This is a genomic window from Streptomyces rubellus (assembly GCF_036323805.1).
GTDB lineage: Bacteria > Actinomycetota > Actinomycetes > Streptomycetales > Streptomycetaceae > Streptomyces.
On sequence record NZ_JAZDCX010000010.1, the window covers coordinates 67664 to 80953 of the forward strand.

Here is a 13290-nt window from a genome sequence, read left to right on the forward strand (position 1 = left end):
ATGTCATTTCCCCTGCTGACGGCAACGGCCGCGCTGCCCGCCATCGGCGCGATCGCCACCGCCGCCGTACCCGCCGCCCGGCGGACCGCGGCCAAGTGGCTGGCGCTGGCCGTCTCCCTGGCGACCCTGGTCCTCGCCGGGATCGTGGCCTTCCGCTTCGACCCCGGCGGCGACCGCTACCAGCTCACCGAGTCGCACTCCTGGATCCCGGACTTCGGCGTCCGCTACGAACTGGGCGTGGACGGCATCGCGGTCGCCCTGATCGCGCTGACCGCCGTGCTCGTCCCGTTCGTGATCCTGGCCGGCTGGCACGACGCCGATCTTCCCGAAGGGGAGAAGGGCAACCGCCGGTGGCGGCCCACCCAGGGCTTCTTCGCGCTGATCCTGGCCGTCGAGGCGATGGTGATCATCTCCTTCGAGGCCACCGACGTCTTCCTCTTCTACATCTTCTTCGAAGCCATGCTGATCCCGATGTACTTCCTCATCGGCGGCTTCGGGGACCGGGCCGGACAGCACGGCGAGGAGGAGACGGCCAAGCAGCGCTCCTACGCCGCCGTGAAGTTCCTGCTCTACAACCTGGCAGGCGGCCTGGTCATGCTCGCCGCGGTGATCGGCCTCTACGCCGTCACCGCCGACCAGCTGGGCGAGGGCACCTTCTCGCTCCAGGCGATCGTCGAGGCCCGCCAGGCCGGCGAGCTGACGATGGCCGAGAACACCGAGCGGCTGCTCTTCCTCGGCTTCTTCCTCGCCTTCGCGGTGAAGGCGCCGCTGTGGCCGCTGCACACCTGGCTGCCGAACGCCATGGGCGAGTCCACCGCCCCGGTCGCGGTGCTCATCACCGCGATCGTCGACAAGGTGGGCACCTTCGCGATGCTCCGCTTCTGCCTGGGGCTGTTCCCCGGGGCCAGCGAGTGGGCCACCCCGGTGGTCATCGTGCTGGCGCTGGTCAGCATCGTCTACGGGGCGCTGCTCGCCATCGGCCAGCGCGACATCAAGCGGCTGATCGCCTACGCGTCGATCTCCCACTTCGGCTTCATCGTGCTGGGCATCTTCGCGATGACCAGCCAGGGCCAGGGCGGGGCGACGCTCTACATGGTCAACCACGGGATCGCCACGGCCGCCCTGATGCTGGTGGCCGGCTTCCTGATCTCGCGCCGCGGCTCGCGCCTGATCGCCGACTACGGCGGGGTGCAGAAGGTCGCCCCGGTGCTGGCCGGCACCTTCCTCGTCGGCGGACTGGCCACCCTGTCGCTGCCCGGCCTGGCGCCGTTCGTCAGCGAGTTCCTGGTGCTGGTGGGCACCTACACCCGCTATCCGGCCGCCGGCATCGTGGCCACCTCCGGCATCGTCCTGGCGGCGCTGTACGTCCTGGTGCTGTACCAGCGGACGATGACCGGCCCGGTGAAGGCCGGGGTCGAGCACCTGCCCGACCTGCGGAAGCGTGAACTGGCGGTGGTGGCGCCGCTGATCGCCCTGCTGCTCTTCCTCGGGGTCTTCCCGAAGCCGCTGACCGACATCGTCAACCCGGCGGTCGAGTACACGCTCTCCGACGTGCGGCAGACCGATCCCGAGCCCGATGTGTCCGTACCCGAGGTGGAGGCCGCGAAGTGAGCACCACACAACTCACGGAACTCACCCTGCGGGCGCAGGAAGTGACGCCCGTCCCGGCGCCCGAGATCGAGTACGGGCAGCTCGCGCCGGTGCTGATCGTCCTGGGCGCCGCCGTCGTGGGCATCCTGTTCGAGGCGTTCGTGCCGCGCCGCGGCCGGTACGCCGCCCAGGCCCTGCTGACCGGGCTGGCCCTGGCGTCGGCCTTCGCGGCGGTGGTGGCGCTGGCCGCCACCGGGCACGCCACCACCGAGGCGGGCCTGGTCGCGATGGGCGCCCTGGCCGTGGACGGCCCGACGCTCTTCCTGCAGGGCGTGATCCTGCTGGTGGCGCTGGTGTCGCTGTTCGTCTTCGCCGAGCGGCGGCTCGACCCGCGGGCCCACGGCCGCCACGTGGACTCCTTCGCGGCCGAGGGCGCCGCCGTGCCCGGCGGCGCGGGCGAGCGGGCGGCGGTACAGGCCGGGTTCACCACCACCGAGGTCTACCCGCTGCTGCTCTTCGCGGTCGGCGGCATGCTGGTCTTCCCGGCGGCCAACGACCTGCTGACCCTCTTCATCGCCCTCGAGGTCTTCTCGCTGCCGCTGTACGTGCTGTGCGCGCTGGCCCGCCGCAAGCGGCTGATGTCGCAGGAGGCCGCGCTGAAGTACTTCCTGCTCGGCGCCTTCTCCTCCGCCTTCCTGCTGTTCGGCGTCGCGCTGCTGTACGGCTACGCGGGCACCGTGAAGTACGCGGGCATCGCCGAGGTCGTCGCCAACACCAACACCGAGACCACCGAGGCGCTGGCCGCCACCTCCGGCAACGACGTGCTGCTCCTGCTGGGCGGGGCGCTGCTGCTGATGGGGCTGCTGTTCAAGGTCGGCGCCGTGCCGTTCCACATGTGGACGCCGGACGTCTACCAGGGCGCGCCCACCCCCGTCACGGGCTTCATGGCCGCCGCCACCAAGGTCGCCGCCTTCGGCGCCCTGCTGCGGCTGCTGTACGTCGTCCTGCCGGGCCTCACCTGGGACTGGCGGCCGGTGCTGTGGGGCGTGGCGATCGTGTCGATGCTGGCCGGCGCGGTCATCGCCATCACCCAGACCGACGTCAAGCGGCTGCTGGCGTACTCCTCGATCGCGCACGCGGGCTTCATCCTCGCCGGTGTGATCGCGGCAACGCCCGAGGGGATCTCCTCGGTGCTGTTCTACCTGGGGGCCTACTCCTTCGTCACGCTCGGTGCCTTCGCCGTGGTGACGCTGGTGCGGGACGCGGGCGGCGAGGCCACGCACCTGTCCAAGTGGGCGGGACTGGGGCGGCGCTCGCCGCTGGTGGCCGCGGTCTTCGCGGTCTTCCTGCTGGCCTTCGCGGGCATCCCGATGACCTCCGGTTTCACGGGCAAGTTCGCGGTGTTCAAGGCGGCGGCGGAGGGCGGCGCGGGGGTGCTGGTGGTCATCGGTGTGATCGCCTCGGCCATCGCCGCGTTCTTCTACATCCGCGTCATCGTCCTGATGTTCTTCAGCGAGCCGCAGGTGGGCGGGCCGTCGGTGGCCGTGCCCAGCGCGCTGACCTCCACGGCGATCGCCGTCGGGGTGCTGGTCACGCTGCTCCTGGGGGTGGCTCCGCAGTACTTCCTGGACCTGGCCGCCCAGGCGGGGGTGTTCGTGCGCTGAGCGTCCGCGCGCGACGGTACGCCGCGCGCGGAGAGTGAGGACGGCGGCGGCCGCCCGGCATCCGTGCCGGGCGGCCGCCGCCGTCCGCGGCGCCGTCCGGCGCCGCGCCGGCCAGGGCCTGCCCGGTGACGAGGCGTCCCACCGCCCGAGCCCTCCGGGCTTCCGGACTTCCGGGGCCGAGGGGTGGGGTCTCCCCAGGCCTCCGGGGCCGAGGGGTGGGGTCTCCCCAGGCCTCCGGGGCCGAGGGGTGGGGTCTCCCCAGGCCCCCAGGGCCGAGGGGACGGGTCGCTCCGGCCCCGTCGGCTCCCGGCCAGGGCGGCACGGGGGGGTACGTACCTCCCGGCCGAAGGCCAGGGAGTGCCGGGGCTGCCGCCGCGAGGCTGCCCGGGGACCGTCCGCGGTGCCGCCCGCGGTGCGCGGGTCACTCCGTGGGGAGGTCTCCGAGATCACCGAGCTCGCCGAGGTCGGACGGCAGGGTGCTCGGCAGGTCGCCGGTGCCGGTGGGGAGCTCGGTGGGGACCTCGACCCGGGTGAAGGTGTCGGTGGTGCCCGACTTCCAGGCGATCCTCAGCCGCCGGCCGTCGACGCTCTCCACCGTCCCCCTGGTGCGCTTCTCGTCACCGTCGGCGCAGGTGAGGGTGAAGGTCACCGGATCGGCCCCGGTGTCCACCGGGCCGGTGCAGGTCGACTGGCCGAGCAGCGCGGCCTGGCCGTCGCCGACGCTCAGCACCAGGGCGTCCGAGCCGCTGGTGGTGGTCCAGTTGCCGTTCACCCCGCCGCTGTCCGCCGTCGGCTCGCCGCCGTCCGCGGTGGGACCGGTGGACTCCCCGGCCGGTGGGGTCTTCTCCGGCTCGCCGGAGCCGCTGTCGCCACCGCCTGAGCAGCCCCCGGCCAGCAGCGTCGCGGCCAGGACGGCGGCCGCTCCCGCGTACCGTGCTGATGTCCGCACCTCGTCCCCCTCCATGCGGCACACAAGTACACGTCAAGCTAGCAGGGGGGCGGACCGCGCCGTACGGGTGTCCGGCTGCCCGGCCCGTCAGGCCGTGGCCGGAGTGGCGGCGGTGCCGCGCCGGCCGCCGCCGGTCCGGCCGGCGACGAGGACGAGGAGAGTGCCGAGCACGACCCAGGCCGTGAGGACCAGAGCGGGTGTGCCCGCGCCGGTGCCGTCGAAGAAGGCGTTGGCGCACAGCAGGTCCCCGGAGGCGCCCGGCGGGAGGAGCCGGCCGAGGGCGGCCCAGCCGGCGGGGAGCCAGTGGGGGCCGGTGGCGAGCCCGGAGAGCGGGTTGCCGAGGAACATCATCACGGCGGCGCCGAGGCCGATGCCGGCGAAGCCGAGCAGGGCTCCGAGGCCGACGAGGGTGGTGGACAGCGCCGCCATGCCCAGCGCGAGGCCGAGGGCGGTGAGCGGGTAGTCACCGTTCAGGGAACCGGTGCCGTACTGGAGGAGGGCGGTGACGGCGGCGCCCGCGACGAGGGAGAAGAGGAGGACCCCCAGGAGACGGACGCGCAGTCCCCCGCGACCGGGGAAGAGACGGCCGAGGACGACGGCGGGGAAGATGCCTCCGAAGATCATCGGCAGGGCGGCGGAGGAGAGGCCGGCTCCGCGCGGGTCGTCCTCGGGGAACGGCGCCAGGTCGTGGACGGTGGCCCGGACGCGCTGCTGGGCGGCGAGGGTGTCGCCCATGGTGGTCAGTGCACCGGCGGCCATGGGGCCTCCGGCCGTGGCGGTGTAGACGTCGACGCCGCCGTCGGTGGCGGCCAGCCCGCCGACGACGGCACGGTCCCGGACCGCGGCACGGAGCGCTCCGGGGGTGTCGTAGACCGTGATGTCCCATGCGTCGCCGGCGGCGAGCTTCTGCTGGACGGCCCGGGTGATCTGCTCGGGCCCGGTGACGCCGATGGGCACGTCGTGCGGGCCGCCGTTGACGCCGGGCAGGGCGAAGGCGCACAGCATCACGGTGATCAGGGCGGTCATGCCCAGGACGACGGCCGCCAGTCTCCGTCCCGTGCCGCGGCGCGGAGCACTCGTGCCGGGATCGGGGCCGGGGTCGGGGTCGGGGTCGGGGTCGGAGAGGCTGGACACGGGTGGCCTCCTTCTGTCGGTCTTCTGCCGTCTTCTGCCGGTTTCCGCCGGGGTGCGCGGGCAGGCCGAGCCGTGAGACACACGGTGTGCGCCCTCTGACGACCGGTCGATTCGCTGGACTGAGTAATGAGTACAGGGTAACTTTACCCTCGTGTCAAACCTCGGTGAAGAGAAGCCCGCCGGCTCGGCTCCCCCGGAGATCGTCGAGGCCGCGCTGCGCGCCGCCGACGCCCTCGGCGTGCCCGTCGCCGACGTACCTGTGCTGGCCGTCGCGCAGGAGGCCGGGATGTCCCGCAGCACCCTGATGCGGCGCCTGGGCGGGACCCGCCGCACGCTGGACGAGGCCGTACGGGCCAGAGGTGTGGATCCCGGAGGCCGGAAGCCGGTGCGTGAGCGTGCGGTGGAGGCCGCCGCCTCCCTGATCAGCGAGCACGGACTCGCCTCGGTGACGCTGGAGCGGGTGGCGGCGGCCGCGCGGTGCTCCGTCCACAGCCTGTACGCCGTCTTCGGCGGGCGGGACGAGCTGCTGTTCGCCGTCTTCGAGCGGTACAGCCCCATCCTGGACGTCGAGGCGGTGCTGGCCGGTCCGGACGAGGGCCTGGAGCAGCGGGTCCGCCGGATCCACCGCCTGGTGGCCGAGGCGCTCGGCCGTGCGCCGCGAGTCATCCCCGCCCTGCTGGCGGAGGTGCTGTCCCGGCCGCAGGAACCGTCCGTGCAGGTGATGGCCCAGCGGTTCGTCCCCCGCATGCTCGACGGCGTGGGGCGGTGGCTCGCCCACGAGGTCGCCGCCGGCCGCATCCGGGCGCTGCCCCCGCTGCTGCTGATGCAGCAGATGATGAGCCCGGTCCTCTTCCACTTCCTGATGAGGCCGGTCTTCCAGGGCGTGTCCGCGGTGGATCTCCCGGAGACGGAGACCGCCACGGAGGTCTTCACGCAGGCGTTCCTGCGTGCGGTCGCACTCCCCGAGCCGCCCCCGCGACCATGACCCCACCGGCCGGGCCCGCCGCACCGTCCGTGCGGTCCCCGCCGGCCCCGGTGGACGCCGCGGCGTCCACCGGGGCGGACGCGGTCGGCCGGCGCTCAGGCAGGTGAGCGGGCGCGGGGACCGCTCAGCGCGCCGGGTGGACGCGGCCGGACACCTCGCCCAGACCGATCCGGGAGCCGTTCGGGCCCGGCGCCCAGGCGGTGATGACCACCTCGTCGCCGTCGGCCAGGAAGGTCCGCTCCCCGCCGGGCAGCTCGAGCGGGTCGCGGCCGGACCAGGTCAGCTCCAGCAGACAGCCGCGCTGGTGGGGCTCGGGGCCGCTGACCGTGCCGGAGGCGAAGAGATCGCCGGTGCGCAGCGAGGCGCCGTTGACGGTCAGATGGGCGAGCTGCTGGGCGGCCGTCCAGTACATGGCGGAGAACGGGGGCTCGGCGACGGTGTGGCCGTTGAGGGTGACGGACAGCCGCAGATCCAGCCCGCAGGGCTCCCCGGCGGCGGAGTCGTCCAGATAGTCCAGCAGCGGGTGGGAGCGCCCGGGCGGCTCGGTGCGGGCGGCGTCGAGGGCGTCGAGCGGGGTGATCCAGGCGGAGACGGAGGTCGCGAACGACTTCCCCAGGAAGGGGCCCAGCGGAACGTACTCCCAGGCCTGGATGTCGCGCGCCGACCAGTCGTTGAGCAGGCAGACGCCGAAGACATGGTCCCGCAGGGCGGACTGCGGCACCGGTTCGCCGAGCCGGGAGGGGGTGCCGACGACGAAGCCGACCTCGGCCTCGATGTCCAGCCGGCGGGTCGGACCGAGGACGGGGGAGGTCTCGCCGGGCGCCCTGCGCTGGCCCCGCGGGCGGACGACGGGGGTGCCGGAGACCACGACCGTGCCGGCGCGGCCGTGGTAGCCGATCGGCAGGTGCTTCCAGTTCGGGGTGAGCGGCTCGCCGTCCGGGCGGAACATCCGCCCGACGTTGGAGGCGTGGTGCTCGCTGGCGTAGAAGTCGACGTAGTCGGCCACCTCGAAGGGTAGGTGGAGGGTGACGTCCTCGATCCGGATCAGGTTGTGGGTCAGGACGCCGGCGTACTCCGGGTCGGTCAGCCACGAGCGCAGCTCGGCCCGTACCGCCTGCCAGACCGGGCGGCCCGCCGCCATCAGCGGGTTCAGGTTCGGCTGCTGGAGCAGCTCGGTGTGGGGCGAGCCGCCGGCGTCCGCCACCGCGCCCGCGTCCAGGACGTACTCGCCGTAGCGGACGCCGATCCGGCGCAGGTCCTGGTCGTCCTCGGTGGTGAAGACGCCGTAGGGCAGGTTGTCCGGACCGAAGAGGTCGTCCTCGGGCAGCGTGAGCGGATGCGGCTCGGAGTGTGCTTCGGACATGGGTGAGGTGCCTCGCCTTCGAGGTCGTCGCCGGTCAGGGGCGCGATCAGGCTACGCGGTGGTGATCTCCGGCAGAAGCGTCCCGCGGCACGGCGTGGCCGCGGCCCGCGGGGGCGGCGGATACCGGGGTACGCGGCGGCGGTGATCCTCCCGGGACCGGTTACGCTGCCAGGGATGATGCTGGGGACAGCGGCCGGACGGTGCGGGGACACACCGGGACGACCGCGACGAGCCGCGTGATCGGTCGCTGATCGTACGCAGACAGGAGTACTCCTCGTGACCGTCGTCGGGCCCTTCGGGCTGAGCGTGCGGGACAAGGCTCTGGAAGCCCATGTCCAGGCGGGGTTGGCGGCTGTCGAGGAGGGCCTCATCGAGGCCACCAAGAGTGGCGTGCCGTTCATAACGGAAGCCGCGCGTCATCTGGTGCAGGCCGGCGGGAAGCGCTTCCGGCCGCTGCTGGTGATGCTGGCGTCGCGCTTCGGCGATCCGCACGCCCCGGGGGTGGTGCCCGCGGCGGTGGTGGTGGAGCTGACGCATCTGGCGACCCTCTACCACGACGACGTGATGGACGAGGCCGACGTACGGCGGGGCGTGCCCAGCGCGAACGCGCGCTGGGACAACTCGGTTGCCGTCCTCACCGGGGACTTCCTCTTCTCCCGGGCCTCGCGCATCCTGGCCGATCTGGGGCCGGAGGCCGTCCGCATCCAGGCCGAGGCCTTCGAGCGGCTGGTGACCGGGCAGATCCTGGAGACGGCCGGGCCGCGCGAGGGCGACGATCCGGTCGCCCACTACCTGGAGGTGATCGCGGGCAAGACCGGTTCGCTGATCGCGGTGGCCGGCCGGCTCGGTTCGCTGATGGCCGGCGCGGGTGAGGACGTCGTCGACATCCTCACCCAGTACGGGGAGCGGATCGGCACCGCCTTCCAGCTGGCGGACGACGTCCTCGACATCGCCAGCGACTCCCACGAGTCCGGCAAGACGCCGGGCACGGACCTGCGCGAGGGCATCGCGACCCTGCCGGTGCTCCATCTGCGCGCCCGCGCGGCCCGGGACGGCCGGCCGGAGGACCTCGCCCTGTGCGCCCTGCTGGACGGCGACCTGACCGACGACGCGCGCCACGCGGAGGCGCTGGCGGCGCTCCGCGCCCACCCGGCACTGGCGGAGGCGCGCCGCGACACGGTCCGCTATGCGGACGAAGCCCGTGCCACCCTCGCGCCGCTGCCGGACTGCGCGGCCAAGACGGCCCTCTCCTCCCTGTGCGACGCGGTGGTCCACCGCGCGGGCTGAGCCGCCCGGGCCGCGCCCACGCCCCGGTGCCAGGTCCGGCGCCGCACCCCTGTGCCCGGGAGTTCTCCCAGGTCCGGCCCGTTCGCGGTGGTGAGCCGGCCGGCCTCCGACCGGCCCCGTACACCCGTGGTAGCGCCGGGTGGCCCGGTCCTCCGCCCGCCGGGACGAGAGAAGCGCCCTGTCCTCATCCCGCGGTATCACACCGACTCGATCCCGTCGGCTGACGCCCTGTCCGGAGCAATCTGATGGGATGGGAACCGTCACCCCGCACCGGAATGGGTGAGAATGGCGGCCAGGGGTGGACGAGTGCGACACACGGGCGAACCGCCGTCGATCACGGAGGTATGGGCACACATGGCACAGACCCGACCCATCAAGAAGGCGCTGAGCTATGCCGTCCCGGTCACGGTGGCCGGAGCGGCGGCGGTGACCATCGGACTCGTACCGGCGCTGGCGAACTCCGCCGGTGACCCCGATCTGCCGGAGATCACCGCCGAGGAGCTGGTGGCGAGGATCGCCGCCTCGGAGACCGAGCAACTGTCCGGCACGGTGCGGATCAGTACCGACCTGGGACTTCCGGGCCTGGCCGGCCAGGCCATGGGCGGCGGTCACCGCGGTGGGAGCGGTGCGGACGACGGGTCGGACGCCGATCCACGGGCCAAGCTCATGGAGCTGGCCTCGGGCACCCACACCCTGCGGGTCGCCGTCGACGGACCGGACAGACAGCGCATCTCGGTCGTGGAGAAGGCCGCCGAGTACAGCGTCGTCCACAACGGAAGGGACGTCTGGGCGTACGACAGCGCCGCCAACGCCGTCCACCACACCGTGCTTCCCGAGAAGGGCCCGCACGGGGACGGGGACAGCGGCGCGGACGAGGACGGGAAGCGGGCCGGGGGCACCTCCGGACCGGCCGGGATCACCCCGCAGCAGGCCGCCCGGGAGGTCCTCAAGGCGGTGGACGGCACCACCTCGGTCACCGTGGACGGCACGGCGAAGGTCGCCGGGCAGGACGCCTACCGGCTGCTGGTCAAGCCCAGGACCGCGGAGAGCACGGTCGGCTCGGTGCGGATCGCGGTGGACGCGGACACCGGAGTGCCGCTGAAGTTCACCCTCACCCCCAAGAGCGGGGGCAAGGCCGTGTTCGACGTGGGCTTCGCCGAGGTGGACTTCGCCAAGCCGGACGCCGACACCTTCGACTTCAAGCCCCCCAAGGGCGCGGAGGTCACCGAGGAGAGGCTCGACGGGGCGCGGGACGGCGCCGGGGCCGAAGGCCGCGGGGAGCACCGGGAGGGGGAGCACCGACAGGACGGCCAGGGCCTGCCCTCCGGGCTGGAGCTCATCGGCGAGGGCTGGGACACGGTCGTCCGGGCCGAACTGCCGGGGGCCGGACCGCAGGCGGACTCCGCCGAGGCCGGTGAACTCCTCGACCGTTTCACCGAGGAGGTGAAGGGCGACTTCGGTACCGGCCGGATCTTCAGCACCCGTCTCGTCAACGTACTGATCACCGACGACGGCACCGTGTACGCCGGCGCCGTTACCCGCGACGGCCTGGTCAGGGCCGCCGGGGCCGCGGGCTCGGCAGGCTGACCGGACCACCGCCCGGCGCCGTCGGCCGCCGGTGCGCCGCCGCTCCGGCGGCAGCACCGGGGCCGGTGGCGCACCGGCGCACCGAAACACCCGCCCGACCCCGGGGAGCACCATGCAGCCACCGCCCGCACCGGACACGTCCGTGCCGACGCAGCCTGTACCGGCACCGCCCGGAGCGGCCCCGGTCATCGAGACCCGCGGGCTCACCAAGCGGTACGGCGGCGGCCGGCCCGCCGTGGACGGCCTCGACCTGTCCGTGCCGCGGGGCAGCGTCTTCGGTTTCCTGGGGCCCAACGGCTCGGGGAAGACGACGACGATCCGGATGCTGCTCGGCCTGATCGAGCCCAGCGCGGGCAGCGCACGGCTGCTCGGCGAGCCGATGCCCGGCGCGGCCCGGCGGGTGCTGCCGAGGGTGGGTGCGCTGATCGAGGGCCCGGCGCTGTACGGCTTCCTCTCCGGGCGCGACAACCTGCTGCGCTTCGACGCGGCCGACCCGACCGCCGACCCCCGCACCCGGGCCGCCCGGGTGGGGCGGGCCCTGGAACGGGTGGGGCTCACGGCCGCCGCCCGCAAGAAGGCCCGGACGTACTCGCTGGGCATGAAGCAGCGTCTCGGACTCGCCGCCGCGCTGTTGCAGCCGCGTGAGCTGCTGGTCCTGGACGAACCGACCAACGGACTGGACCCCCAGGGCATGCGGGAGATCCGCGCCCTCGTACGGGAGCTCGCGGACGACGGCACCACGGTCTTCCTCTCCTCTCATCTGCTGGACGAGGTCGAACAGGTCTGTACGCATGTGGCGGTGATGACCGGCGGGCGGCTGATCACCCAGGGACGGGTGATCGAGCTGGGGGCGGGTGCGCGGGGCCGGCTCGCGGTCACCACCCCCGACACCGCGGACGCCGCCCGTGTCCTGACGGAGTACGGCCTGACCGAGCTGACCGTCGCCGGCGACCTGGTCACCGGTGAGCTGCCGAGCGTCGACCCACCCGATCCGGCCGACCTCAACGCCGCCCTGGTACGCGCCGGAGTGCGGGTGCGGGCCTTCGGAACCGAACGCGCCTCTCTGGAGGACGCTTTCGTGGCACTGACCGGAGAGGGTTTCGATGTCGCGGGCTGAGTCGGGGACGGAACCGCCGCGGACCGGGGCGACGGGAGCAGGGATGTCAGGAACCGGGACGACAGGGGCTGGGACGACGGGCGCCGGGGCAGCAGGGGCCGGGGCCGGAGCCGGGACGGTGGAGGACGGGACACCCGCCGCTCCGCGCCGCCCCGGACCGCTCCGGTCGCTCGGCCTGTTCCGCAGCGAGCTGGGCATCACCTTCCGCCGCTGGCGGACCCTGGTGCTGCTCGCCGTGCTGGCGGGTGTCCCGCTGCTGGTCGGCATCGCCGTCAGGATCGAGACCGGCGACGGCGGTACGGTCGGTGACGGCGGCGGCGAGGGGCCGCCGTTCATCGGCCAGATCACCAACAACGGCCTGTTCCTGGTCTTCACCGCCCTCGCCGCCACCCTGCCGTTCTTCCTCCCCATGACGGTCGGAGTCGTCGCGGGCGACTCGGTGGCGGGGGAGGCGGGCGCGGGCACCCTGCGCTATCTGCTGGTCGCCCCGGCCGGACGTACCCGGCTGCTGCTCGCCAAGTTCACCGCCGTCCTGGTCTTCTGTCTGGCGGCGACCCTGACCGTGGCGCTCTCCGCGCTGGCCGTGGGCGCCCTCCTCTTCCCCCTGGGAGACGTGACCCTGCTGTCCGGGACGACCGTCCCCTTCACCGAGGGGCTGCTGAGAGCACTGGCCACAGCGGTCGCGGTGGCCGCCTCGCTGGCCGGCCTGGCGGCCCTGGGACTGTTCGTCTCCACTCTCACCAACAGCGGGGTCGCCGCCATGGCCACCACCGTCGGTCTGCTGATCGCCGTGCAGATCGTCGGCGCGATCCCGCAGCTCGACATGGTCCACCCCTATCTCTTCCCGCACCACTGGATGTCCTTCGCGGACCTTCTGAGGGATCCCGTCTACTGGGACGACCTGCTGGACAACCTCGGCCTCCAGGGGCTGTACGTGGCCGTCTTCGGCTCCGCGGCCTGGGCCCGCTTCACCAACCGGGACATCACGGTCTGATCAGGGGCCGCTCCGGGAGAGCCGCCCGGGGAGGGGGGAAGCGGCGGGAATCACGCCACGCAGAACTCGTTCCCCTCCGGATCCGCCATGACGGTCCACTCCCCGCCGGGCTCCTTCACCTGCCGTATGACCGCCGCTCCCAGCTCCGTGAGCCGTGCCACCGTCTCCGCACGCCGTCCGGGGCCGGCGTGGACATCGATGTGCAGGCGGTTCTTGCCCGCCTTGGGCTCCGGCACCCGAAGGAAGAGCAGCCGCCGCCCCAGCCCCGTGCCGCTCGACTCCTCGACCGGGTCCTGCGGGTGGCGTGCGGCTGCCGCGTGACGCCAGACCCGGTGGCCGCGGTGCTCCATGAGGAGATCCTGCCCGATCACGCCGGAGCCGAGCAGCCGATCGATCAGGACGCCGTGGTTCTCCACCTCGTATCCCAGGGCCGCCGCCCAGAAGTCGGCCTGCCGATGCGGGTCCGCGCAGTCGACCACGAGCTTCCAGCCGAGCACCTCCCGCGTCTCCCGTGCCTCGTCCGTCGTGTCCGTCATGTCCGCCACGCCTGTCGTGCCCGTCGTGCCTGCCGCGCCTGTCGTGCCTGCCGCGCCTGACATGCCTGCCCCTCTCCCGTACCG

The 13290-nt window shown here is 73.3% G+C and carries 11 protein-coding genes; 7 read left to right on the forward strand and 4 right to left on the reverse strand.

Translation table 11 applies throughout. The features are described from left to right. Together V1L54_RS13715 and nuoN are read left to right on the forward strand one after the other, a co-directional pair. A complete protein-coding gene (locus V1L54_RS13715) occupies nucleotides 1-1611 on the forward strand; it encodes an NADH-quinone oxidoreductase subunit M (RefSeq protein ID WP_330118266.1) in 1611 nt (536 codons plus the stop codon). After that, entirely contained in the window at nucleotides 1608-3254 is a 1647-nt protein-coding gene (gene nuoN / locus V1L54_RS13720) for an NADH-quinone oxidoreductase subunit NuoN (RefSeq protein ID WP_330118267.1), read from the forward strand. Before V1L54_RS13715 ends, nuoN begins: the two co-directional genes overlap by 4 nt. Nucleotides 3255-3675: 421 nt before the next feature. Here the strand turns inward: nuoN and V1L54_RS13725 are convergent, their stop codons facing one another. Together V1L54_RS13725 and V1L54_RS13730 are read right to left on the reverse strand one after the other, a co-directional pair. After that, nucleotides 3676-4203: a hypothetical protein gene (locus tag V1L54_RS13725; protein ID WP_330118268.1), complete on the reverse strand. Its 528-nt coding sequence runs from the start codon at nucleotides 4201-4203 to the stop codon at nucleotides 3676-3678. Between the two features lie 87 nt (nucleotides 4204-4290). Further along, nucleotides 4291-5337 (reverse strand): hypothetical protein, encoded by a 1047-nt coding sequence (locus V1L54_RS13730; protein ID WP_443076618.1) that lies wholly within the window; start codon nucleotides 5335-5337, stop codon nucleotides 4291-4293. A gap of 151 nt (nucleotides 5338-5488) precedes the next feature. Between V1L54_RS13730 and V1L54_RS13735 the strand changes: the two genes are divergently transcribed. Beyond that, nucleotides 5489-6322, forward strand: a complete 834-nt coding sequence (locus V1L54_RS13735; protein ID WP_330118269.1) for a TetR/AcrR family transcriptional regulator — start codon at nucleotides 5489-5491, stop codon at nucleotides 6320-6322. A 124-nt stretch (nucleotides 6323-6446) separates the two neighbouring features. Here V1L54_RS13735 and fahA read toward each other — a convergent pair whose 3' ends face one another. Then, nucleotides 6447-7685: a fumarylacetoacetase gene (gene fahA, locus V1L54_RS13740; protein WP_330118270.1), complete on the reverse strand. Its 1239-nt coding sequence runs from the start codon at nucleotides 7683-7685 to the stop codon at nucleotides 6447-6449. Nucleotides 7686-7961: 276 nt separating this feature from the next. On the opposite strand from fahA, the gene V1L54_RS13745 reads away from it, so the two are divergent. The 4 genes from V1L54_RS13745 to V1L54_RS13760 all read left to right on the forward strand — a co-directional run bounded on the left by V1L54_RS13745 (nucleotide 7962) and on the right by V1L54_RS13760 (nucleotide 12670). Further along, complete coding sequence (locus tag V1L54_RS13745) at nucleotides 7962-8972, forward strand: polyprenyl synthetase family protein (RefSeq protein ID WP_330118271.1); 1011 nt, start codon at nucleotides 7962-7964, stop codon at nucleotides 8970-8972. A 354-nt stretch (nucleotides 8973-9326) separates the two neighbouring features. Next, nucleotides 9327-10559: a LolA family protein gene (locus tag V1L54_RS13750; RefSeq protein WP_330118272.1), complete on the forward strand. Its 1233-nt coding sequence runs from the start codon at nucleotides 9327-9329 to the stop codon at nucleotides 10557-10559. A 112-nt stretch (nucleotides 10560-10671) separates the two neighbouring features. Beyond that, on the forward strand, nucleotides 10672-11676 hold the full coding sequence (locus tag V1L54_RS13755) for an ABC transporter ATP-binding protein (protein ID WP_443076619.1): 1005 nt from the start codon (nucleotides 10672-10674) through the stop codon (nucleotides 11674-11676). After that, nucleotides 11663-12670 (forward strand): ABC transporter permease, encoded by a 1008-nt coding sequence (locus V1L54_RS13760; protein ID WP_443076620.1) that lies wholly within the window; start codon nucleotides 11663-11665, stop codon nucleotides 12668-12670. The genes V1L54_RS13755 and V1L54_RS13760 overlap by 14 nt, the downstream gene beginning before the upstream one ends. Nucleotides 12671-12720: 50 nt before the next feature. Here the strand turns inward: V1L54_RS13760 and V1L54_RS13765 are convergent, their stop codons facing one another. Continuing rightward, complete coding sequence (locus V1L54_RS13765; protein ID WP_330118275.1) at nucleotides 12721-13206, reverse strand: VOC family protein; 486 nt, start codon at nucleotides 13204-13206, stop codon at nucleotides 12721-12723. Nucleotides 13207-13290: the final 84 nt, after the last annotated feature.

What these genes read in the sequence shown, in the direction of transcription:
- V1L54_RS13765 (WP_330118275.1), bottom strand. Translation starts at nt 13,206, where the DNA reads ATGACGGACACGACGGACGAGGCACGGGAGACGCGGGAGGTGCTCGGC.
- V1L54_RS13755 (WP_443076619.1), top strand. Translation starts at nt 10,672, where the DNA reads ATGCAGCCACCGCCCGCACCGGACACGTCCGTGCCGACGCAGCCTGTA.
- V1L54_RS13715 (WP_330118266.1), top strand. Translation starts at nt 1, where the DNA reads ATGTCATTTCCCCTGCTGACGGCAACGGCCGCGCTGCCCGCCATCGGC.
- V1L54_RS13760 (WP_443076620.1), top strand. Translation starts at nt 11,663, where the DNA reads ATGTCGCGGGCTGAGTCGGGGACGGAACCGCCGCGGACCGGGGCGACG.
- V1L54_RS13750 (WP_330118272.1), top strand. Translation starts at nt 9,327, where the DNA reads ATGGCACAGACCCGACCCATCAAGAAGGCGCTGAGCTATGCCGTCCCG.
- fahA (WP_330118270.1), bottom strand. Translation starts at nt 7,685, where the DNA reads ATGTCCGAAGCACACTCCGAGCCGCATCCGCTCACGCTGCCCGAGGAC.